Source organism: Collinsella sp. CLA-JM-H32 (genome assembly GCF_040098165.1).
Lineage (GTDB): Bacteria > Actinomycetota > Coriobacteriia > Coriobacteriales > Coriobacteriaceae > Collinsella.
In genome coordinates, this window is sequence record NZ_JBBNMZ010000001.1 from 232,371 (window position 1) to 254,195 (window position 21,825).

21 protein-coding genes and 3 tRNA genes are annotated in these 21,825 nt (G+C 57.6%); 9 read left to right on the forward strand and 15 right to left on the reverse strand.

The genetic code is table 11. The annotated features are described in order from the left end of the window. Positions 1-88: 88 nt before the first annotated feature. The 14 genes from typA to AAA021_RS01005 all read right to left on the reverse strand — a co-directional run bounded on the left by typA (position 89) and on the right by AAA021_RS01005 (position 15,165). On the reverse strand, positions 89-1,927 hold the full coding sequence (typA, locus tag AAA021_RS00940; protein ID WP_349087599.1) for a translational GTPase TypA: 1,839 nt from the start codon (positions 1,925-1,927) through the stop codon (positions 89-91). 117 nt (positions 1,928-2,044) lie between these two features. Next, a complete protein-coding gene (locus AAA021_RS00945) occupies positions 2,045-2,494 on the reverse strand; it encodes a hypothetical protein (RefSeq protein WP_089572580.1) in 450 nt (149 codons plus the stop codon). A gap of 30 nt (positions 2,495-2,524) precedes the next feature. Next, positions 2,525-2,881: a hypothetical protein gene (locus AAA021_RS00950; RefSeq protein ID WP_349087601.1), complete on the reverse strand. Its 357-nt coding sequence runs from the start codon at positions 2,879-2,881 to the stop codon at positions 2,525-2,527. Between the two features lie 33 nt (positions 2,882-2,914). After that, positions 2,915-3,415, reverse strand: coding sequence for a bifunctional nuclease family protein (locus AAA021_RS00955; RefSeq protein WP_138374279.1), 501 nt, complete (start codon positions 3,413-3,415; stop codon positions 2,915-2,917). Positions 3,416-3,573: 158 nt separating this feature from the next. Beyond that, positions 3,574-3,650 (reverse strand) — tRNA-Ile (locus AAA021_RS00960). Between the two features lie 4 nt (positions 3,651-3,654). Next, positions 3,655-3,730 (reverse strand) — tRNA-Ala (locus AAA021_RS00965). A 67-nt stretch (positions 3,731-3,797) separates the two neighbouring features. Then, positions 3,798-3,874: transfer RNA gene (locus tag AAA021_RS00970), tRNA-Ile, on the reverse strand. Between the two features lie 301 nt (positions 3,875-4,175). Further along, positions 4,176-6,887 carry a DNA gyrase subunit A gene (gyrA, locus tag AAA021_RS00975; protein WP_349087619.1) on the reverse strand — a complete coding sequence of 904 codons (2,712 nt, stop codon included), beginning with the start codon at positions 6,885-6,887 and terminating at the stop codon, positions 4,176-4,178. Positions 6,888-6,928: 41 nt separating this feature from the next. Next, positions 6,929-8,959, reverse strand: coding sequence for a DNA topoisomerase (ATP-hydrolyzing) subunit B (gyrB, locus tag AAA021_RS00980; RefSeq protein ID WP_022094340.1), 2,031 nt, complete (start codon positions 8,957-8,959; stop codon positions 6,929-6,931). Between the two features lie 105 nt (positions 8,960-9,064). Continuing rightward, the gene (locus tag AAA021_RS00985) at positions 9,065-9,628 is read right to left on the reverse strand and encodes a DciA family protein (protein ID WP_328517343.1); all 564 of its coding nucleotides are present in this window, start codon (positions 9,626-9,628) and stop codon (positions 9,065-9,067) included. After that, positions 9,615-10,721 carry a DNA replication and repair protein RecF gene (recF, locus tag AAA021_RS00990; RefSeq protein ID WP_349087602.1) on the reverse strand — a complete coding sequence of 369 codons (1,107 nt, stop codon included), beginning with the start codon at positions 10,719-10,721 and terminating at the stop codon, positions 9,615-9,617. The genes AAA021_RS00985 and recF overlap by 14 nt, the downstream gene beginning before the upstream one ends. Before the next feature lie 9 nt (positions 10,722-10,730). Further along, the gene (gene dnaN / locus AAA021_RS00995; protein ID WP_346979426.1) at positions 10,731-11,834 is read right to left on the reverse strand and encodes a DNA polymerase III subunit beta; all 1,104 of its coding nucleotides are present in this window, start codon (positions 11,832-11,834) and stop codon (positions 10,731-10,733) included. 238 nt (positions 11,835-12,072) lie between these two features. Then, positions 12,073-13,797 (reverse strand): DnaA/Hda family protein, encoded by a 1,725-nt coding sequence (locus tag AAA021_RS01000; protein ID WP_117848455.1) that lies wholly within the window; start codon positions 13,795-13,797, stop codon positions 12,073-12,075. Between the two features lie 15 nt (positions 13,798-13,812). Then, positions 13,813-15,165 carry an ATP-binding protein gene (locus AAA021_RS01005; protein WP_118080023.1) on the reverse strand — a complete coding sequence of 451 codons (1,353 nt, stop codon included), beginning with the start codon at positions 15,163-15,165 and terminating at the stop codon, positions 13,813-13,815. A gap of 345 nt (positions 15,166-15,510) precedes the next feature. Here AAA021_RS01005 and rpmH point away from each other — a divergent pair, with 345 nt between their 5' ends. The 9 genes from rpmH (at position 15,511) to AAA021_RS01050 (ending at position 20,550) form a co-directional block, all read left to right on the forward strand. Next, entirely contained in the window at positions 15,511-15,645 is a 135-nt protein-coding gene (gene rpmH, locus AAA021_RS01010; protein WP_019127408.1) for a 50S ribosomal protein L34, read from the forward strand. A 20-nt stretch (positions 15,646-15,665) separates the two neighbouring features. After that, positions 15,666-16,004, forward strand: coding sequence for a ribonuclease P protein component (rnpA, locus tag AAA021_RS01015; protein WP_006236191.1), 339 nt, complete (start codon positions 15,666-15,668; stop codon positions 16,002-16,004). Next, positions 16,001-16,225 (forward strand): membrane protein insertion efficiency factor YidD, encoded by a 225-nt coding sequence (gene yidD / locus AAA021_RS01020; RefSeq protein WP_117584026.1) that lies wholly within the window; start codon positions 16,001-16,003, stop codon positions 16,223-16,225. Before rnpA ends, yidD begins: the two co-directional genes overlap by 4 nt. A 29-nt stretch (positions 16,226-16,254) precedes the next feature. Then, positions 16,255-17,025 carry a YidC/Oxa1 family membrane protein insertase gene (locus tag AAA021_RS01025; protein WP_006236192.1) on the forward strand — a complete coding sequence of 257 codons (771 nt, stop codon included), beginning with the start codon at positions 16,255-16,257 and terminating at the stop codon, positions 17,023-17,025. A gap of 44 nt (positions 17,026-17,069) precedes the next feature. Next, a complete protein-coding gene (locus tag AAA021_RS01030; RefSeq protein ID WP_022093802.1) occupies positions 17,070-17,639 on the forward strand; it encodes a R3H domain-containing nucleic acid-binding protein in 570 nt (189 codons plus the stop codon). A 168-nt stretch (positions 17,640-17,807) separates the two neighbouring features. After that, positions 17,808-18,473 carry a 16S rRNA (guanine(527)-N(7))-methyltransferase RsmG gene (gene rsmG / locus AAA021_RS01035; RefSeq protein ID WP_349087604.1) on the forward strand — a complete coding sequence of 222 codons (666 nt, stop codon included), beginning with the start codon at positions 17,808-17,810 and terminating at the stop codon, positions 18,471-18,473. A 134-nt stretch (positions 18,474-18,607) separates the two neighbouring features. Beyond that, on the forward strand, positions 18,608-19,408 hold the full coding sequence (locus tag AAA021_RS01040) for a ParA family protein (protein ID WP_022093800.1): 801 nt from the start codon (positions 18,608-18,610) through the stop codon (positions 19,406-19,408). Continuing rightward, positions 19,401-20,306, forward strand: coding sequence for a ParB/RepB/Spo0J family partition protein (locus tag AAA021_RS01045; RefSeq protein ID WP_349087605.1), 906 nt, complete (start codon positions 19,401-19,403; stop codon positions 20,304-20,306). Before AAA021_RS01040 ends, AAA021_RS01045 begins: the two co-directional genes overlap by 8 nt. Further along, the gene (locus AAA021_RS01050) at positions 20,296-20,550 is read left to right on the forward strand and encodes a hypothetical protein (RefSeq protein ID WP_349087606.1); all 255 of its coding nucleotides are present in this window, start codon (positions 20,296-20,298) and stop codon (positions 20,548-20,550) included. The genes AAA021_RS01045 and AAA021_RS01050 overlap by 11 nt, the downstream gene beginning before the upstream one ends. Positions 20,551-20,750: 200 nt before the next feature. Here the strand turns inward: AAA021_RS01050 and rlmN are convergent, their stop codons facing one another. Further along, positions 20,751-21,803, reverse strand: a complete 1,053-nt coding sequence (gene rlmN / locus AAA021_RS01055) for a 23S rRNA (adenine(2503)-C(2))-methyltransferase RlmN (RefSeq protein WP_055287295.1) — start codon at positions 21,801-21,803, stop codon at positions 20,751-20,753. Positions 21,804-21,825 lie beyond the last annotated feature (22 nt).

Below are 21,825 nucleotides of genomic sequence, written 5' to 3' on the forward strand. Positions count from 1 at the left end.
TGCAGACCAGCTCAGTCCCTATGCACAAAAAGGGCGCCGACCATTACGGTCGACGCCCTTTCTTGTTAGACGCTATAAAGTCCAGCGCTTATTTGTTGACCTGGCCGGCGCGGACGGCGGCCTTCTTGCGGTCGGTGGCGTTGAGCAGGCGCTTGCGCAGGCGGATGTTCTTGGGGGTAATCTCGACCAGCTCGTCGTCGGCGATGTACTCCAGCGCCTCCTCCAGCGAGAAGGTGCGGGGCGGCACCAGCTGAACGGAGATATCGGAGGTCGAGGAACGCTGGTTGCCCAGGTTCTTGGTACGGGCGATGTTGACGACCATGTCGCCGGCCTTGCTGCGCTCGCCCACGATCATGCCCTCGTAGCACTCGGTGCCCGGCTCAACAAACAGCTGGCCGCGCTCCTGCAGCGTGCCCAGAGCGTAGGCAACGGCCTTCTCGGTGGTCATGGAGATCATGGCGCCGTTCTGACGGTTACCGATCTCGCCGGCGTAAGGACCGTACTCCAGGAAGGTGTGGTAGAAAACGCCCTCGCCGTGGGTGACGTTCATGATGCGGTTCTTAAGGCCCATGATGCCGCGGGTCGGGATCTTAAACTCGAGGTGCGTCACGATGCCCGAGGTGTCCATGCTCGTCATGATGCCACCGGAGGTACCGAAGACCTCAACGACCTTGCCCGAGTACTCGTCCGGGCACTCGACGACGGCCTGCTCGACAGGCTCCATCTTGTTGCCGTTCTCATCCTTCTTAAACAGAACGCGGGGACGGCCGACCTGGAACTCAAAGCCCTCGCGGCGCATGGACTCCATCAGAACGGACAGGTGCAGAATGCCGCGGCCCGAGACCTCGACGCCGCTCTTGTCCTCGAGCTCCTCGATCTTCATGGTCACGTTGTTCTCGGCCTCGTTGAACAGGCGCTCCTTGAGCTGACGGGCGCCCACGATGTCGCCGTCGCGACCGACCAGCGGAGAGGTCGAAGCCTCAAAGACGATGGACAGGGTCGGCGGGTCGATCTCGATGGGCTCGAGTTCAACGGGGTTCTCGGGGTCGGTGTAGACATCGCCGATATCGGTGCGATCGATGCCCACGACGGCGGCGATGTCACCGGCGCCGACTTCCTGGCACTCGGTGCGGCCCAGGTAGTCGAAGGTAAAGAGCTGCTTGACGGTAGCGGTGGCGCTGGAACCGTCATTCTTGACAACCAGGATCTGGTCGCCCTGGTGGATGGTGCCGGAGTACACGCGACCGATGCCGATACGGCCAACGAAGTTGGAGTGGTCGATGGTCACGCACTGCATGGCCAGCGGGGCGTTCTCGTCAACCTCGGGCACGGGCATGTCGTCGATGATCATATCGAGCAGCGGATACATGTCCATGTTGCCGTCGTTGGGGTCAAGGCGGGCAAAGCCATTCATGGCGCTGGCGTAGACCACGTGCTCCATGGCGAACTCAAGCTGGTCGTCGGTAGCGCCCAGGTCGGCCATAAGGTCGAGGCAGTCGTTGTAGGCCTTCTCGGGGTTGGCACCCGGACGGTCGATCTTGTTGATGACGATCATGATCTTAAGGCCGGTGTCGATAGCGTGACGCAGCACGAAGCGGGTCTGGGGCATGGGGCCCTCAAAAGCGTCGACCAGCAGCAGGGCGCCGTCGGCCATACGCAGCACGCGCTCGACCTCGCCGCCAAAGTCGGCGTGGCCCGGGGTGTCGATGACGTTGATCTTGACGTCCTTGTACTCGATAGAGATGTTCTTGGCGAGAATCGTAATGCCGCGCTCGCGCTCCTGGTCGTTGGAATCCAGGACGCGGTCCTCGACCTGCTGGTTGGCACGGAAGGCGTCCGTGGCACGCAGGAGCTTGTCGACCATCGTCGTCTTGCCGTGGTCGACGTGAGCGATGATGGCGATGTTCCTCAGATTGTCTACGCGCATGTAGTTCCCCTATCTTCTATCTATATACAACCGGCACGCGTATGCGGCCCGCCCAGCGATACAACGCTCAGCGGGAATATTGAGCCTTTTACCGAAAACTCGTTTATTTTAGCGATTTTAGATGAGAGGGGTTTCCTCACCTGCAGGTTCAGGGTCGCTCCACATAAAACCATCGCCGGCGCCCATGCCCTCATACAGCACATATGCCGAAAAACCGCTCTCGAGCGTGGTTTCGAAGAAGCTCACGAGCAGAGCATCGTGATAGCCGCCGTCAATCTCGACGCAGCCGGTGTAGCCGATGGCATAGCGAGCGATACGGCCCAGGCCCTCGTCCTTAAGACCCATCTTGTGCTCGGAGATAAAGTTGGTGGCCGCCTCGAGGCACGCCTCTTCGCCATCCTCATCGAGCGCCGCCAGATAACGGTTGGAAGCGGCGTCCTCAATTGCCACGACCACGCCAGGGTTTTCACCGGCGGCAAGGTCGTCCAAGAACGCGCCGATCAGATCGCACACCATGGCGTCGAGCTCGGCGGAGACGTTACCGGCGTCCTGCATATCCTGTGCCATCTTTAGACCTTCCCATCGAGTCTGGCGTCGTTACAGTTCTTGTGCCTCGGCGGCGATCTTAGCGGCAGCGTCGCGGGCGCGCATCATATCCATCGCGCGCTTGTCGAGTACCTTGATCTGACTGGTCAGCATGACCGCATCGACCACACCCCAGATCACGAGGCCCGTAGAGATCGAAAACCCAAGCGCACCAACTGTACCACGAAGGCGCGAGCAGATTGCCGCGACAAGGGCGGAGACGACAACCATCTTGATAAACGAGCCGCGGCGCTCGCAAAGTGTGCGGGCCTGCGTCACATAGGCAATGCGAGCCGCCTCAGAAGCCTCCGAGCGCATCTGGGCCTCGCGGGCGATCGCAGCCGCCTCGGCAGAAACTCCGGCGCTCATGAGAGCGCACTCCGTCGCGTGTTTGTCGAACATTTAGAAATCATCAGGGGAGAGCGTATGGACGAACTCGTCGAACTTCTCGAACTCCCGCTCGTCGTCAACTTCCTCGGCATGGGCAGAAACGGTGCCCAGGCGATTCATGATGTCGTCCTCCACAAACATGGGGGCATTGCTGCGCACGGCAAGGGCAATGGCATCACTGGGACGCGCATCGATCTTATGCTCGTTGCCATCGGCCAACACGACAACCGTCGCGTAAAACACGGGCGGCTCGGCGCGAACGATTTCGATGCGTTCGAGCTTGGCACCCAGGGCACCAACAGTATCGAGCAACAGGTCATGGGTAATCGGGCGCTCGGCGCGACCGCTATCGATGCCGCGGCTGATGGCAGCAGCTTCAAACGAACCAGTCTGAATGGAAAGGGAACGCAGTGGCGCGGGCGAGTCCGATTTGCTGCAGCGCTCGCGAAGCACGATAAGCGATGGCACGGGACCGGCGGCCATGACGATGGTCTCTATGTCGACACGAACCATGGAACACCTCCGGTACGTAGCGGTTAACACGCGGCAGTCCGCCGCATTGAATAGCTATACTACCCAAACTTTCGCACAGCACACAAAACCAAAATGAGATTTATCGCAGACAAGAAAAAAGCCCCGAGGCAATGCCCCAGGACTCTTCACAGTTTTGATGGTGGACCTGACAAGATTCGAACTTGTGACCTCCCGGTTATCAGCCGGACGCTCTAACCAACTGAGCTACAGGTCCATCATGGTGGAGGTTAGGGGGATCGAACCCCTGACCTCAGGCTTGCAAAGCCCGCGCTCTCCCAGCTGAGCTAAACCCCCACGGAGACAGTAATAAACACCCCAGCGGCGACTCGGCTCTCGCTGGGGTGTTTATTGCGAAAGAAAGTGGTGGACCTGACAAGATTCGAACTTGTGACCTCCCGGTTATCAGCCGGACGCTCTAACCAACTGAGCTACAGGTCCATCGCGCAAGGGATATATTAGACGAGTCGTTACGCGCGCGTCAACAACTTTTTTGAAAATCTTTGGGGAGGTGTTCGCCCCGGTCGCGCGGCGGCATGCGAAGTCGCCTGCTCGGACAGTCCTGCTCGCACGGAGAGCACATTAAGTGCTCTCCGGCTCGTGCGGAACTCGCGATCGACTTCACATGCCGCCGCGCGACCGGGGCGAACACGAGTCCCAAGGTTTTCAAAAAAGCGGTCGGCGCGCAGGTGCGCCGACCGCCGATATATGGGGTCTGATATTTTCTACCAGCCAGGACCTCTTACTCGTCGAGGAGATCTTCTGGCATGTCGTTGCCGTCACCTAGATCGACAGGGGTTTCTTCGGAAGCAGAGCCGTTTTCTGTGGCTTCGCCTTCGGGCCTCTCTTTGGCGGCTGTCATGCGGGCTACGGCGCAGATGCGGTCGTTGTCGTCGACGGTCATCATCTTGACGCCCTGGGTGGCGCGGCCAGTCTGGCTGATTTCGTCGGTCTTGACGCGAATGACCGTCGCACCCTCCGTCACGATGAACAGCTCGTGCTGCGGGCCCACCGTCTTCATGGCCGCGAGGTTACCCTTACGCTCGGTCATTTGGATGGTGTAGACGCCCTGGCCGCCGCGATTCTGCTCCGGGTAGTCCGCAACCGGCGTGCGCTTGCCGTAGCCGCGCTCGGTGATGACGAACAGATCGCCGTTGCCGTTAGTGACTTCCATGCCCAGAACGCTCACGCCGTCCTTCATACCGATACCGCGAACGCCGCTGGTATCGCGGCCGGTGGCGCGCACCTGCTCCTCGGAGAACATGATCGCCTTGCCCGCGGTGGTGGCCAGGATAATCTTGTCGCCCTCGCGCACGCGGCGCACGTTCAGCAGCGCGTCGTCGTCACGCAGGTTGATAGCGATCAGGCCGTCGCGACGGCTGCGGTCATATGCGCTCATCACGGTCTTCTTGACCATGCCGCTCTTGGTGGCAAACATCAGGTACTCGTCGGCCGGGAACTCGCGGCAGCTGATGACGCTCGCGATCTTCTCGCCTTCCTCGAAGGGCAGCAGGTTGACGATCGCGGTACCGCGCGCCTGGCGCGTACCCACCGGCAGCTCGTGCACCTTCAGGCGATAGACCTTGCCCTTGCTCGAGAAGAACAGCACGTACTCGTGCGTGGACGCGATGAACATCTCATCGATAACGTCGTCCTCTTTGAGGTTGACGCCCGACACGCCCTTGCCACCGCGCTTCTGGGCACGGTAGGCAGCCACTGGGATACGCTTAACGTAGCCGGTGTGGGTGATGGTCACGACCATATCCTCGTCGGCGATGAGGTCCTCGACATCCAGGTCCTTCTCAACCTGGCTGATTTCGGTACGGCGCTTGTCGCCAAACTTCTTGGAGATCTCGCGCATCTCTTCCTTGATGACGCCCAGAATCTTCTCCTCGTGCGCCAGCAGGTCCTCGTAGTAGGCGATGGCGCGGCGCAGGCCGTCCAACTCTTCTTGGATCTTGTCGCGCTCCAGGCCGGTCAGGCGGCGCAGCTTCATCTCGAGGATGGCCGTGGTCTGCTCGGGCGTAAAGCCAAAGCGTTCGATCAGTCGGCTGCTGGCCTCGGAGTCGGTCTGCGAGGAGCGGATGATGCTGATGACCTCGTCGATATGGTCAAGGGCCATCAGGTAGCCCTCGAGGATATGCGCGCGGGCCTGGGCCTTCTTAAGGTCGAAGCGGGTGCGGCGGGTGACGACGTCGACCTGGTGGTCGATGTAGTGCTGCAGCATCTCGCGCAGGCTCAGGCATTTGGGAACGCCGTTGACGAGTGCCAGGTTGTTGGCGCCAAAGGTCGTCTGCAGCGAGGTGTACTTATACAGGTTGTTGAGCACGACCTGCGGAATGACGCCCTTCTTGAGCTCGATGACCAGACGGATGCCCTTCTGGTTGGACTCATCGCGCATATCCGAGATGCCCTCAATGCGCTTGTCGTTGACGAGTTGGGCGATCTTCTCCTGCAGGGTGCCCTTGTTGACCATGTAGGGAATCTCGGTAAAGACCAGGCGGCTGCGGCCGGTCTTGGTGGACTCCACATGTGCCTTGGCACGCACGGTAATGGAGCCGCGGCCGGTCTCGTAGCTCTGCTTAATGCCGGCGCTGCCCATGATGATGGCGCCGGTGGGGAAGTCCGGACCGGGCATGATCTGCATGAGCTCGTCGACGGTGGCGTCGGGGTTGTCGATCAGGTAGCAGGTGGCCTCGATCGCCTCGGTGAGGTTATGCGGGGCGATGTTGGTGGCCATGCCGACGGCGATGCCCTGGCTGCCGTTGACCAGCAGGTTGGGGAAGCGCGCAGGCAGTGCCACGGGCTCGGCGAGCGATTCGTCGTAGTTGGGCTGCCAGTCGACGGTATCCTTCTGCAAGTCACGCAGCAGTTCCATGGCGGGCTTGGCCAGGCGGCTCTCGGTGTAACGCATGGCCGCCGCGCCGTCGCCATCGATGTTGCCGAAGTTGCCGTGACCGTCGATGAGCGGCGTGCGCATGGAGAACCACTGCGCCAGGCGGACCATGGCCTCGTAGACCGCAGAGTCACCGTGCGGGTGGTACTTACCGATAACTTCGCCGACCGTCCAGGCCGACTTTTTGTGTGGGCGGTTGGGGTAGATGCCGCTCTCGTTCATCGCGTACAGGATGCGGCGGTGTACCGGCTTTAAGCCGTCGCGCACGTCCGGCAGGGCACGCGCTGTGATAACCGACATCGAATACTCGATGAACGACTGCTTCATCTCGCGACCGAACTCCGAAATCTGGAGCTGGCCGCCGTTGATGTCCTCGCCGGCCGAGGCGCCACGATCGACTTCGCCAAAGCTCTCCTCGAGCTCACCGTCGTCGTCCTCTTCCTCATCATCATCGGCATCGGGGTTATAGGCGTCCGGATCGCCGTCCTCGCCCTGCTCAGCACGGGCAAGCAGGCGCTTCAGATCATCGGGCATACCGGCATCGCCGGCCTCGCCCATACCCTCGTTATTGTTGATATCGTCTGCCACGTTACCTCCTCTTAAGCATCAAGGAAACGCGCGTCATGCGCATGTTTTTCAATGTACTCGCGGCGATAGCCGACCTCGGAACCCATCAGCTCGCGCACGGCTCGGTCCGCCACCACGGCGTCCTCGATCGACACACGCTGCAGGATGCGGGTCTTGGGATCCATCGTCGTCGAGGCAAGCTGCTTGGGGTCCATCTCGCCCAGGCCCTTGTAGCGCTGGACGGTATAGCCCTTGCGCTTTTTGGTGATCTTGCCGTCCTTGGCCTTGCCGTCCTCGTCGTTATCGTCGGGGTTCAGGCCCAGACTCTGGATGGTGTCGCGCAGGATCTCGTCTTCGGGCTGGCGTCCATTGGGATACACGTAGTGGATCTTGTTGCGCACCTTAATGCCAAAGATGGGCGGGCAGGCAACATAGACGTAGCCGGCATCGATCAGCGGACGCATGTACTTGTAGAAGAACGTCAGCAGCAGGATGCGGATATGCGCGCCGTCGACGTCTGCATCGGTCATGATGATGATCTTGTGGTAGCGCGCCTTGGTGATATCGAAATCGCCGCCGTCGCCGGCACTCGTCGTGACGCCGCAGCCGATCGCGGTAATCAGCGACTGGATGGTGTCACTCGAGAACGCGCGATGGTCACCAACGCGCTCGACGTTCAAAATCTTGCCGCGCAGGGGCAGAATCGCCTGGATGTCTCGGCGACGGCCATCCTTGGCCGAACCGCCTGCCGAGTCGCCCTCTACGATGAAGAGCTCGGTCAGCTCGGCATCGCGCACCGAGCAGTCAGCGAGCTTACCGGGCAGGGACGCCGTCTCGAGCAGGCTCTTGCGACGGGTCGCTTCGCGCGCCTTGCGGGCGGCGTTGCGCGCCTTGCAGGCCTGTTGCGCCTTCTTGACGATCTCGCGGGCGGGCTTGGGATGCTCCTCCAAGTAATCGGCGAGGCCGTCGGTCACGATCTTGAGCGTCAGCGCGCGCATATAGGAGCTGCCGAGCTTGGCCTTGGTCTGGCCCTCAAACTGCGGATCGGGCAGCTTGACCGAGATAACGGCCGAAAGGCCCTCGCGCACATCGTCGCCGGTCAGATTGGCGTCTTTTTCCTTGAGCAGGTTCTGCTTGCGCGCATAGTCGTTGATCACGCGGGTGAGCGCGGTGCGGAAGCCCTCAAGGTGCATGCCGCCCTCGGGGGTGTAGATGTCGTTGGCAAACGACATGACGTTCTCGCCGTAGCCGCTATTCCACTGCAGGGAAACCTCAACCTCACCCATCTTGGCCACAGGTGCGTCCGGGTCCGATTTGCCCTCGATGTAGATAGGCTCCTTAAAGGCCTCGGGGACGTCCTTGCCCTCGTTAAGGAACTTGACGAAGTCGATGATGCCGCCCTCGTAGCAAAACTCCTCCACGTGGGGAGTAGACTCGCGCTCGTCAGTCAGCACGATTTTGAGGTTCTTATTGAGGAACGCCGTCTCCTGCAGACGGTTGTGCAGCGTATCGAAATCGTAAATGCAGGTCTCGAAGATCTCGTCGTCGGGCCAGAAGGTGACGGTGGTGCCCGTCGAATCCGAGGTGCCCACGACCTCCATCTTCTTGACGGTCTTGCCGCGCGAGAACTCCATCTCGTAGGTGTTGCCGTCGCGACGAACCTGAACGACCACGCGCTTGGACAGTGCGTTGACGACGGAGATGCCAACGCCGTGCAGGCCGCCCGAGACCTTATAGGCCGAATTATCGAACTTACCGCCGGCGTGCAAAATCGTCATGACGACCTCGAGCGTCGGGATCTTTTTAACAGGGTGCTCGTCGACGGGGATACCGCGCCCGTTGTCGACGACCGTGATGGAGTTGTCGGCGTGGACCGTCACCTGGATCTCGGTGCAGAAACCGGCCATGGCCTCGTCGACGGAGTTGTCAACGATCTCCCACACCAGGTGATGCAGACCGCTGGCGCTCGTCGAGCCGATATACATGCCCGGGCGCTTACGAACGGCCTCGAGACCTTCGAGAATCTTAATCTCGCCGCCATCGTAATCGTTTTCGTTTGCCACACGTCCTCCTTCAGTCAAGAAAATGTGTACAGCCTTACTAGTTTATCGTAAAAAAATACCCTCGGGAACGAGGGTATTTGGCTCTACAAGGCCACCAGATGCGATTTAAGGCTCTTTTTTGCTTTGCACGCCCTTGGCCCACTCGGCACTGGCTCTCATGGCGTTCTCGAGGGCCTCGCGCAGTTTTTGGTCTTCGATGGGCGCCACTTGGCGCTCAATCTCGGTGCGCTCGGCATCGCTGAGGTCGGCGTGTGGGGCCGGCGGGCGCTCGGTCGCCGCTGGGCGAAGGCGCTCCTTGGCGGCGGGCGGCGTGTGACCGGGCGCGGTGGTTTTGAACACCAGGCCATCCACATGCGCACCGGCGCGCTCCATGCGCGCGCGGATGATCTCGCGCAACAACGTCATTTCCTGCGTCCACGAGGGCGAGTCGAGATATACCAGCAGCTCATTGGACTCGGGCAGGTAGCGCAGGCCCGTCACATGCCGCCCCTCGCGCGTGCCCGAGCACACCGCGTTCCACGCGCGATAGACCGCGCGCGACTCCTCGGCGGCCTCCATCTGCGCACGGCGCTCAGGGGTCGCAGCCGCCAGGATGCGCTGGCGCTCTGCGTTCAAAAAGCCACTGAAGGCGACCGTTTCGCTCTCGCGCTCGTAATTAGCACGTCTCATCCATGCTCACCACCTTGGCTCGATCAAGCAGGTCATCGGTAAAGTACCCCAGGTTGGTCGTGGTTATGACCGTCTGGATATCATCGCCGATCAGCCGCAGGAAAGCACCGCGGCGTTCGCCGTCGAGTTCGCTCATCACGTCGTCCAAAAGCAGCAGTGGGGCGGTGCCCAGGACATCGCGAGCCACGGCCACCTCCGCCACCTTCCAGGCCAGAACCAACGTTCGCTGCTGACCTTGGCTGGCAAATGAACGGGCGGAGCGACCCGCCACAGCAAACTCAATCTCGTCGCGATGCGGTCCCACCAACGTCACGCCGCGGCGAATTTCCTCGTCGGCGTGCTCATCAAGGGCAGCCAGCATGCGCTCGTACGCCCAGCCCTTCAGCTCTTCGCGATCATCGACCTGGGGCAAATCCCCCAGCGTGGACGCATAGGACACGTTGGCGGCTTCACCGGACGCCACTTGCCCGTAGGCAGTACGCACATGGCCCGCCAGCCGGTCGAGCAGGGCCAACCGGTGCACGAGCAGAGCCGCGCCCGCGCGGGCAATCGAATCGTTCCACGCGCCGAGCATCTCGCGGCAGCACCAGGCCTCCTTGAGCAAGGCATTACGCTGGGTCACGCAGCGACCATAGGTGCTCGCAAGATCGGCATAGCGCGCGCTCAGTTGCATGCCAAAGTCGTCGAGGGCGGCGCGGCGCACACTGGCGCCTCGCTTAACCATGTCCAGATGGTCGGGGCAAAACAGCACGCTCGGCAGAACCCCGCGCACACCGGCGGCAGAGCATCTCTTGCCGTTGCGGCTAAACGAGCGTTTACCGTCCTCCGCGCTCAATCCCATATCAAGTACGCGGCCGTCGCCCTCGAGCCTCAGCTCGATCTTGCACGAGCCCACGCCATCATGGACGAGCTCGGCTGCGGTCGGATGCCTAAACGAGGCGCCGCTCGTCAGCAGCTGCAGCGCCTCTATGAGATTGGTCTTTCCCGCCGCGTTGGGTCCCGCAAGTATCGTCACGCCCTCGTCCAGGGCAAGACGATAGCTCTCGAAACTGCGGTAGTGCGCGACGGAAAGATCGCGGGCGAACATGGTCATGGCGCAGCGCTAGATGCGAACCGGCATGACCAGGTACAGGTAGTTGATCTTGTCGTAGGACTTGAAGATGCCCGCCTGCGAGTAGCTCTTGAGCTCCAGCGTGATCTCCTTCTCCTTGGACAGGGCATTGAGGCAGCCGAAGATGTAGTGGTAGTTGAAGGCGATGGTACCCGACTCGCCCTCGGCCTCGACATCGATCGTCTCCTGCGCAAGGTCCTGGTCATTGGAGATGGAGGACAGGCCCATCTGCCCGTTCTCGACATCGATCTCGAACTTGACGGCGGGGTTGGCGCTCGCGATAACGGCCACGCGCTTGAGGGCGGCGTTAAAGGCGGCGACGTCGATCTTGACGCTCGTCACGCACGAATCGGGGATGAGCTGCTTGTAGTTGGGGTACACGCCCTCGATGCGGCGCGACACGTAGGTGGTGTTGCCGGCCTCGAAGACGACTTGGGTGTCGGTAGCCCCGATCATGATGGTCGCCTGGCTGTCCATGATGTTCAGTGCGTCGTTAAAGGCGTCAGCCGGAACGTTGAGCTCAAAGGAGCCTTCGAGGGTCGAGGTCTCGACCTGCGTATCGCACACGGCCAAACGGAAGGAATCGGTCGCCACCAGGCGCACGGTGTTGTTCTCGACCTTCATGTGCACGCCACCCAGGATGGGGCGGGCCTTGTCGGTCGAGGTGACGCGCCACACGCGGCCGACCATCTCGGACAAGATATCGGTCGGCAGTTCCACGGCGCTCTCGATGGCATAGGCCGGAAACTCGGGGAAGTCATTGGCATCGAGCGTGTTCAGGCGGAACGAGCTCTTCTCGCAACCAATCAGCACCTGACGCTCGGACAGCTCAAAGGTGACCGGGGCATCGGGGAGGGTCTTGGTGATATTGGAGAGCATCTTACAGGGGATAACCATCTCGCCCTCTTCTTCGACATGCGCCGCGATGCGATGACGGATCGAGATGGTGTAGTTAGAGGTCTGGAATTCCAAGATGCCGTCTTGCGCCTTAACGAGCACGCCCGACAGGATGGGAAGGGTGGATGCCGAAGCGACACCCTTCATTACGACGCCGATGGCTTGTGTAAGCGAGCTCTGGCTGACGGTGAACTTCATCTTTTAATACCTTTCTATAGATATAAATATCTTAATAATAGTAATAGCACTGACGAAACTGTTGATTACTCCCAAAGACGCAGGTCAGACCCAGAAAGAGAATCGACAGCAACCTGTGTGCAACGGGGGTGGTTTTCCACGTTCAAAACCTGCGCAAAACTTTTCATCACCGCGGGTTGGGTTTTAGACACCTTATGCCCGTGGTTTCGACAAGTTTTCAACAGGTGTCTCTATTTCCCTACGAGCGCAGTGTAATTTTATCGCGCAGCGACTTGAGGTCTTCGGTGACGGTGCGGTCTTCCTGGATCATCTTCTGGACCTTTTTGTAGCTCGTGCTGACGGTCGAGTGGTTGCGGTTGCCAAATTCGGCGCCCACCGCCGTGGTCGTCATCTCGCACATCTCGATGGCCAGGTAGATAGCGATATGGCGTGCTTTGGCGATATTGGCGTTGCGACGCGGGCCGATGAGCTCCTCGTGCGTCACGCCGTACTGCTCTTCGATGACGGACTGAACCGTCTGGACGTTGATCTTTTTGGCCGATGTGTCGAAGTACTGGCTGGCGATGGCGTCGATATCGTCAAAGGTGAGCTCCCCGCCCTCGCGCTCACGGTCGCCCGCCTCGCCGGCGCAGCGCTCGCAAAAGCTCTCGAGTTCGCGGATGTTGGTGCCCGAGACCTCGGCCATGTGTTTAAAGTGCTCGTCGGTCAGGTGTCCGCCGTCGCCCCCATAGGCCGCCAGCAGTGAGTCGTCGCCCGCCTCGGGAGCGGCGACGATGGTGTTCTCGTAATAGCGCTGCAAGATCTTGTATTTCATCTCGTAGCTGGGCTCTGCGACCAGGCAGAGCATTCCGGCGTTGAAGCGGCTGGTCAGACGCTCGTCCATGCTCAGGTCCTTGGGGGCGCGGTCTGCCGCGATGACGACCTTCTTGTTGTTGCGGATGAACTCGTCCATGAGCTGGAAAAAGTAGTCCACACTCGCGCGCTTGCCGATGATGTTTTGGATGTCATCGATGATGAGCACGTCCACGCCGTGGTACGCCTGCATGATGGGGGCGTTGCTCTTCTTTTGACGGTCGAACTCGGTCATCAGGTCGTCCAGATATGCCTGGGAGTTGGCATACTTGACCTTGATCTCGGGCGACTTCTCGGCGAGCTCGTTTTTGATGGCGAGCAGCAGATGGGTCTTGCCCAGCCCCGATTTGCCATAGATGAACAGGGATGTGCATGTGCCGCGCTCGTCCGCGAGGGCGGCAAACTTGAGTGCCGAGCGATAGGCATGGCTGTTCTCGGGGCCGTAGACAAAGTTCTCAAAGGTAAATTTTGAGTTCGCGGCGAGCGGGGCTCCATCCGTATTCTGCTCGGCCGGCACGGTCGGTGCTGGCATGGGTGAAGCGGGGGCCGCAGCTTGCGTGGATTTAGTCGGCGCTCCGCCCTTCATCTGGTTCATCATGCGACGAAAATCGTCGGCCGAGAGCGTGTTCTTGATTGCAATGCCCGAATCCGCGCCCGCCGCTGCGTCGTGAGCGATGGGCATGTGCGTGACGGGTGCGTTCGTTGACGTCGCCGCCGCGCTCGTCAACGGTGCCATTGTTTCACGGGAAACATCGCTGTGCTGGTGCTCGATTGTCGGCACATCGCCTGCGGAGGCCGGCACCGCCGGGGAAGCAGCGGGAGCCGTGGCGGGCGCCGTGGCGGCAGCGGATTCCGTCGCGGCGCCTTGCGGTGCCACGATGTCGAGAGCAATCGGTGCAAAGGCGATTTCTTCCAGATAGGCCTCAATAGTCGGCTGATGCTTTTTGAGCTGCGCGATGGCAAAGCGCGAGGGGGCCTCGATCGTGAGCGTATCTTCGGTCAGGCTTATGGCGCGCGATTGCCCCAGCATGTTGATGAGGCGTGCATCTTGGCCGTCGCGCTGGCAAAAGGCGATGGCATCCCCCAGGATGATGCTTGCTTCCTCGTCCACTGTCTCTCCCGTTCTTTAGCTCTGAGCTCGCACGCGAGCGGCGCCGAGTTCGGTCAGATGGTATTTCTGGCCATGCTTGATGACCAAGCCGGCCTGCGCCAAGTCATTGAGCGTGCGTGACCAAGTGGGGGCCGAGTTTCCAAACGCCCTCGCAAGATCGGTTGCGCCGCACGCTTGATTTTGCGCCAGATAGCCCAGCGCGGCGTTGCCGCGATCGCTTACGAACACGTCCGGTTGTGGCTGTGCATACTGATTTACTGCATTAGGATACATCATTTGAGCTGCTGGTTGTTGAGAACTCTGCGTCGGCGGCATTTGCTGTTGAAAACTTTGAGGCCACTGTTGGTAAGGCTGCGGAGGCGTCTGCTGGGCCCAGGGGTTGTACTGCTGCTGCGGCATCTGCTGGTACGGCTGCTGATATCCCTGCTGGTACTGCTGCGGGAACTGCTGGCCATACCCCAGTGGCGGCATCTGCTGATATGGATATCCCTGTTGGTACGGCTGATAGCCCATTTGCTGGCCACCCGGCGCCCCCGTCGCCTGCTGCATTGCTGCTGCATCCTGATCAGCCAGCGGCATGGCCTCTGGCATGTTTGGCGGCATCGACATAGATGCCGCCTGGGGTTCTTGTGTGGGAAGCATTCCGGGCTGCTGCATCTGTCCCACGGGGGGCTGCATCTGCTGCGTTGCCACGGGCTGCTGCGCAAAAGCTCCCGGCAGGGGATATGTGGGCTGCTCCGTCTCGGGCCGCACGGCAGCGCCGCGTCCGCCGGCACGCTCGATTTCCTGCACGCGTTTAGGGTTCAGGCTTACCGTAACCACGGTGCCGTTGCCCATGTTGTCCTCGATGGATACGGCACCGCCGGCGTTTTCCAAATACTCCTGCACCATGGGAAACCCTGCTCCGGTTCCACGGATATAGCGCTTCATCTTGCTGTTTGCGCTGGTAACGCCAAAGTCGAAAGCACGTTCCTTGTCGTCGATGCCGGGTCCTTGGTCAGCAAAGCGGATGGTGTCTCCGCCGTCCAGAATCGAGATGATGGGCTCGGCAAAGTGTGCGTGGATAAAGTTTTCGACAATCTCGCGGATGACCATGAGCGAGATATGGCCACCTTGTTCTTTCATGCACTGGTAGACGGTGTTGGTCGTCTCTTCCAAATACGTGCGGACATCTTGCGGATCAATGACGATCACCCGCGGTGTCGACAGCATGTCGTCATAGACGGCGATGCGCGCGGCGTACATGGCTTTTGGCGCCTGCGTGGTCGTCTGCTCGCCTTCCGCACGCTCTTCGCGCACGCCGGTGATGTGCTCGTTGTCGGGTGCCGGGTCTCCGGAATCGACCATGGTGTAAAAGTCGTCAGACATGCCGCTCGCAATCTTTCAAAAGGTTTCGAACAAATAGTAGCTCACCGTGCAACGTTTCTCATCTTTCGACAACTTTTCAAAACTTGTTGAAAACTTTGGAAAACGGGTGAAAAGTTCTCAACATTGCCAACATGACCTGTTGAAAACTCGATGAAATATCGTGAAAGGTTGCCATGAGGCGCAAATTTCGGTTGTGCTTATGGGGGAACCGTGTGAACTGCGCAACCTTTTACCTTTGATTTCTTGACATTTGAACATTGATTTCCCTACAATCTTCAAGCTCACGTGTCTATATCTGCGTCCGCGTCCCCGCGGACACTCGAAATGCAGCAGGAGGAACTTAAGATGAAGCGTACGTATCAGCCTAATAAGCGTAAGCGTGCCAAGACCCATGGCTTCCGTGCCCGTATGGCCACTAAGGGTGGTCGTGCCGTGCTCGCCCGTCGTCGCGCCAAGGGCCGCAAGCGTCTCACTGTCTAGCAGCGATACACACATCTCGCATGAAGACTATTAAGTCTCGGCAAGATTTCGAGCATGTGTTCAGTCAGGGGCGTCGTTTCAATCACCCTCTGATTCGAATGACCATATGTGAATCGGTTGGCGAAGGCGACTCCGGAAGGGTCGCCTTCGTTGGTGCTAAGCGACTCGGTTGTGCCGTCGTGCGCAACCGATCTAAGCGTGTGATGCGCGAGGCCGCCCGCAGCTGTGGATTTCCCGTTGCGGGTTATGACATCATCTTGTTTGCAACTCCCAAGACGAGGGTTTCCTCGCCGCAGGAGATGGACAAGGCGTTGCGTTCGCTTATGAAGCGCGCCGGAGTTGCCGGGGAGGAGCGATGAGCAATCACGTTTTGCGACGTGTTGCCATCGCTCCTATTCGCATATATCAACAGGTTATTTCGCCCTTATTGCCTGACGCCTGCATTTATTACCCAACGTGCTCGCAATACGCCATCCAGGCGATTGAGAAGTACGGTGTTTTGAGAGGCTGCTGGCTTGCCGTGAGGCGCATCGCTCGTTGCAATCCCCTGCACGTCGGCGGTTATGACCCTGTGCCCTAGCGGGCACTCGCTATCGGAGGAAAACTTACATGTGGGATTGGATCGTTAACATCCTTTTCGAGCTGCTCAAGCTCATCCAGACCTTTGCGGTCGACTGGGGCCTGTCCATCATCATCCTGGTGGTCATCATCCGTCTGCTGCTGACGCCGCTCATGCTCAAGTCGACCAAGTCGACGGCTCGCATGCAGGTGCTGCAGCCCAAGATGCTCGAGATCCAGGAGCGCTATGCCGACGATCCCCAGCGTCAGGCCGAGGAGATGCAGAAGTTCTACAGCGAGAACAAGTTCAACCCCATGGCTGGCTGTCTGCCGCTGCTGATTCAGATGCCTATCCTGTTCGCCCTGTTTACATTGCTGCGCAACCTGCCGCAGTACTTTAACGACGGCACGTTCTCGTTCTTCAACATCCTGCCCGACCTGACCACCACGCCGAGTGCTTCCTTTGCCGATGGCTTTATGGTTGCACTGCCTGCGCTGGTTTGCCTGATCCTGTTCGCCGTCCTGACCCTGATTCCGCAGCTCTATATGTCGCGCAACCAGACCGGCCAGCAGGCTCAGAGCATGCGTATGATGGCCGTTGTCATGACGGTCATGATGCTTTGGATGGGCTGGAGCCTTCCCGTTGGTGTTCTGCTGTACTACGACGTCTCGTCTGCTTGGCAGGTTATCCAGCAGATTTTTGTGACGCAGAAGGTCATCGACAAGGCGAAGGCCGATGAGGAGGAGCGTCTTAAGAACGCTCCGCTGCAGGTTGAGGTCACTCGTCGAGAGAAGAAGCCGCGCCCGCACAAGAAGAAGTAGTGGGATATCAATCTTATTTAGGTACCTAACTTTTGGAGTACGTTATGTCTGAAGAGATCATCGAGGATATGCTTGAGGAGGTTGCCCCGCAGGTCGCGGGCGATTATCCCGAGATTGCACAGCGCTACAAGGCTGGTGAAGAGCTGACCGATGAGGAGCTCGACACCATTGCCGATGTTGCGATTTCCATCCTGCGTTCCATCCTTTCGCACTTCGATGCCGCCAACTCTCCTATCGATGAGTATGAGGGCGACGAGGGTGAGCTGATTTTGGATGTAACGGCTCCCGACCTTGCTGTTCTCATTGGCCGTCATGGTCGCACTCTTGATGCCCTTCAGGTTATGTTCTCTTTGCTGGTGAGCCGCAAGCTTGGCTTTAGATATCCGGTTGTAGTTGACGTCGAGGGATACAAGAGCCGCCGTCAGGACAAGGTTGCCTCCATGGCTCAGTCTGCTGCCGAGCGTGCCATCCGCACTCATAAGAGTGTTTCGCTTCCGCCCATGAATGCCTATGAGCGCCGACTGGTTCACATTGCACTTCGTGGCAATGATGCTGTCGATACTCATTCTGAGGGTTCTGACCCTGATCGCCATGTGGTGATTGTTGCTCGATAATCTACTCGAGCTTATGCTTAGGGGACGTGGTTTCCACGTCCCCTTTTTTTGTCAAAAGTTCTCGATACACTGATTTTTGTCAGAAAGGAGCTTTCGTTGTTAGTACTTACTGATCAGCAGGCTGACGAGATGTTGAGCCGTCTAACTTCCTATTGCAAAGAGTATTCCTTGAGCGTAACTGATGTTGAACTGAGGAAATGTATTCAGCATTTGGATTTGGTTCTGGAAACAAATAAGACTACGAATCTTACCCGTATTCTTAACGTAGAAGATGCTGCGGTACTTCATATCCTTGACTCACTTGTTTTGCTCCCCTATATCAATAAGGCTCCTGAGGGAGCTTTGCTCGATATGGGAACAGGTGCGGGCTTCCCTGGTATTCCGTTAACCATAACCACGCATCGTAAAGCTACTTATATTGACTCTGTTAGCAAGAAGGTTGATGCTGTCAATTCTTTTGTCCATGCTCTTGGATTGAAACATGCTCATGCCGTTCATGATCGTCTTGAAGAATATGCTCGAAGCCATAAGAAGCAGTTCTCTGTTGTAACCGCCCGCGCACTGGCCCCTCTACCGATTCTTGTTGAGTATGCGGCTCCGTATCTGAAGGATGGAGGGCTATTTGTTATAACCAAGGGCAATCCTTCGGATGAGGAGCTTGCTTCCGGCATGTCAGCAGCTAAGATTTGCGGCTTCACTTTGCTTCTGAATGACGCAATTGATTTGCCTGAAGGCTTGGGTCACAGGGAGTTCATTGTTCTTAAGAAGAGTCATCCAGCATCTGTCTCATTGCCTCGTGCAAATGGCGTGGCAAAGAAGAATCCGCTTGCCTAGATGTTTCACGTGAAACATAATGGATACTAACAACTTGCAGTGTTTCACGTGAAACATGGCGGTTGATATCGATTCGGAATGTTTCACGTGAAACATCCTCCGTTTGACAGCTTTAATACACACCAGGAGGGACCGTGGGATTTCGCGACGTTAAGCGTTCTAAGAGCGCAAAAGACACGCGTATCATTGCAATCATCAATCAAAAAGGCGGCGTCGGTAAGTCAACGACGGCTGTAAACCTTGCAGCAGCACTGGGTGAGCAGGGTCGTAAGACACTGATTGTTGATTTTGATCCGCAGGGAAACAGCACCAGTGGATTCGGAATTGAAAAAGAAGACCTTGATCACTGCATCTATGATGCATTGTTGAATGATGTGCCAGCAGAATCGCTTGTTCTTGATACAAATTGTAAAAAGGTATTCGTTATTCCGGCTACAATTCAACTTGCAGGCGCGGAAATTGAGCTCGTAAGCGCAATTGCTCGTGAAACCCGCCTCAAAGATTTGCTTGAGCCGATTCAGGACGAGTTTGACTTTATTTTCATTGACTGTCCTCCTTCGCTCGGCCTGCTTACTATCAACGCTTTGACCGCAGCAGACAGCGTTTTGATTCCGATCCAGTGCGAATATTACGCACTCGAGGGTGTTACAAAGCTGCTTGAGTCAATGAAGATGGTCAAATCACGGCTGAACAAGGGCTTAGACACCTATGGTGTGCTTATGACCATGTATGACTCGCGTACTTCACTATCAAATCAGGTTGTTGAGGAGGTTCAATCGTACTTTGGTGATAAGGCGTTTAAGACGCTAATCCCCCGTACGGTTAAAATCTCCGAAGCTCCGTCTTTTGGAGAACCGGTAATTACCTATGCACCTCAAAATAAGGGTGCAAAAGCATATATGAACCTTGCAAAAGAGGTGATCAAGCGTGCCTAGTGTAAAGAAACGTGGCGGATTGGGACGTGGACTCAATGCTTTGGTCTCAGAGGCCGAGTATGAGACAGGCGGTTCGGCTGCATCGGCTTCAAATGCCGCATCTGAAACAAAACTACCTATTGAGGATATCGTTCCCAACGCTAATCAGCCACGAATTCATTTTAACGAAACTGAACTTCGCGAGTTAAGCGAGTCAATCCAAGAGCACGGCGTTTTGCAGCCGCTTTTGGTTCGCAAGCATGGAAACGGCTATGAGATCATTGCTGGTGAGCGACGTTACCAAGCTTCAAAGCTTGCTGGCCTTGAAGAATTGCCAGTCATCATTAAAGAGGTAAATGATGAAGAGATGCTGGCTCTTGCTCTTATCGAAAACCTTCAGCGTTCTGATCTGAATCCCGTCGAAGAGGCTAAGGGCTATCGCCAACTCATTGATGCCAGCGGGATGACCCAGGAGGCATTGTCGAAGGCAGTAAGCAAGTCACGCTCTGCAATTACAAACTCGCTGCGTCTTCTCGATCTCCCCGAAGTAGTTCAGCAGATGATTTTTGAGGGCAAACTTACTGCTGGTCATGCACGTGCGATTCTTGCAGTTCCCTATGAGGACGCGCGTATTCGACTTGCAGAGAAAGTTGTTACAGAGGGCCTTTCCGTAAGAGCGACAGAAAATCTTGCTCCGTTGTTTTCTGCCGGAGAGACACCTAAGACGCCAAGGCCTGCAACGCCTCAGTCCTTTAAAAAGGCTGCCCGTGTGCTTCGTCAGGTATTTAATACCAACGTGCGTGTGAAGAGCTCGCGTGGAAAGAATAAGATTGAGATTGAGTTTAAAGACGAGGAAGAGCTCTCTCGTATTCTTGGCGAAATGATTCAGTTTGATCAAGGAGGCCAAGATGAGGAATAAGATTTTAACAGCGATTGTATTGGTGACGACTGTCGCGGCTGGTGCCTTTGCTGGCTATAAGATCGCGACAGACGATGAACTACGAGGTCGTTTGCTTCGTGGCGCGCAAGATATCGTCGATACTTCCAAAAAGAAAATGGATGTTATGACGGAAGATGTTGCCATGCGTATAGCTCAGGTAACGAAGAATCCCAAGATTAATCAAGGTTGGGTCAGCAACCAATGGGAAAATGTAGACTATTAGGTACCTAACAATTACTCAGCATATTTTGAGGAGGTCCTTGTCTGATTCATGAGACAAGGACCCCTTATTTTGGCCGTAAAAAATGGGACTGGTAGCAGCTGATTCAAAATTAAGGTCAATAAATGAAACGACCCCGGTTGCATATTCTGTAACCGGGGTCGTTCGATGTTTCACATGAAACGTTTTGGGATGCGACTCCCCTATGCGTTCTTCTGAACTTTGAAGCGCTGCTTCAGCTGTCCGCAAGCGGCGTCAATATCGTTACCACGGGAGTTGCGAATCGTGGTCTCGATGCCACGGGACTCAAGACGACGCTGAAGATCCTCAACCTTATGAATCGGCGACGGCTTGAGCGGGCTACCCTCGATGTCGTTAAGCTGAATGAGGTTAACGTGGCACAGCGTTCCCTCGCAGAAGTCGCAGAGCGCCTGCATTTCGGGATTCGTATCGTTGACGCCTTCGATCATGGCATACTCATAGGTCGGGCGGCGGCCGGTCTTCTCGGTGTAGAGCTGAAGCGCTTCGTGAAGGCGAAGCAGCGTGTACTTCTTAACACCGGGCATGAGCTTATTGCGCGTCGACTGGATGGCGGAATGCAGGGAAACGGCAAGCGTGAACTGCTCGGGGATGTCGGCAAATTTGCGAATACCGGGAATAACGCCGCTGGTAGAGACGGTGAGGTGACGAGCGCCGATACCGATGCCATCGGGGTCGTTGAGGATTCGCAGCGCCTTGAGAACCTCGTCGTAGTTGGCAAACGGCTCGCCCTGGCCCATGAAGACAACGCTCGTGGCGCGCTCGCCAAAGTCGTTGGATACATGAAGTACCTGGTCGACGATCTCTTGAGCGGTCAGAGAGCGCTTGAGGCCGTTGAGACCAGTAGCGCAAAAGGCACAGCCCATGCCACAGCCTGCCTGGGTGGAAACGCAGACGGAAAGCTTGTTACGACGGGGCATGCCGACGGTCTCGACGGAAACGCCGTCGTGGTACTCGAGCAGATACTTGCGAGAGCCATCTTTGGAAACCTGCTTGGTGAGTTCAGTCGGCGTGTCAAAGGCAAAAGCCTCTTTAAGCTGCTCGCGGAAAGCCTTGGGAAGGTTGGTCATATCGTCAAACGAACAAACGTTCTTCTCAAAGACCCATTCGATGAGCTGCTTTGCGCGGAAGGCGGGCTGGCCAAGCTCGGCCACGAGCTCGCGAATATCGTTTTGGCTCAAGTCGCGAATGTCCTGAGATTTAGTCCTGGGATTCATGGAAGCCTTTCGATTTTGGGGA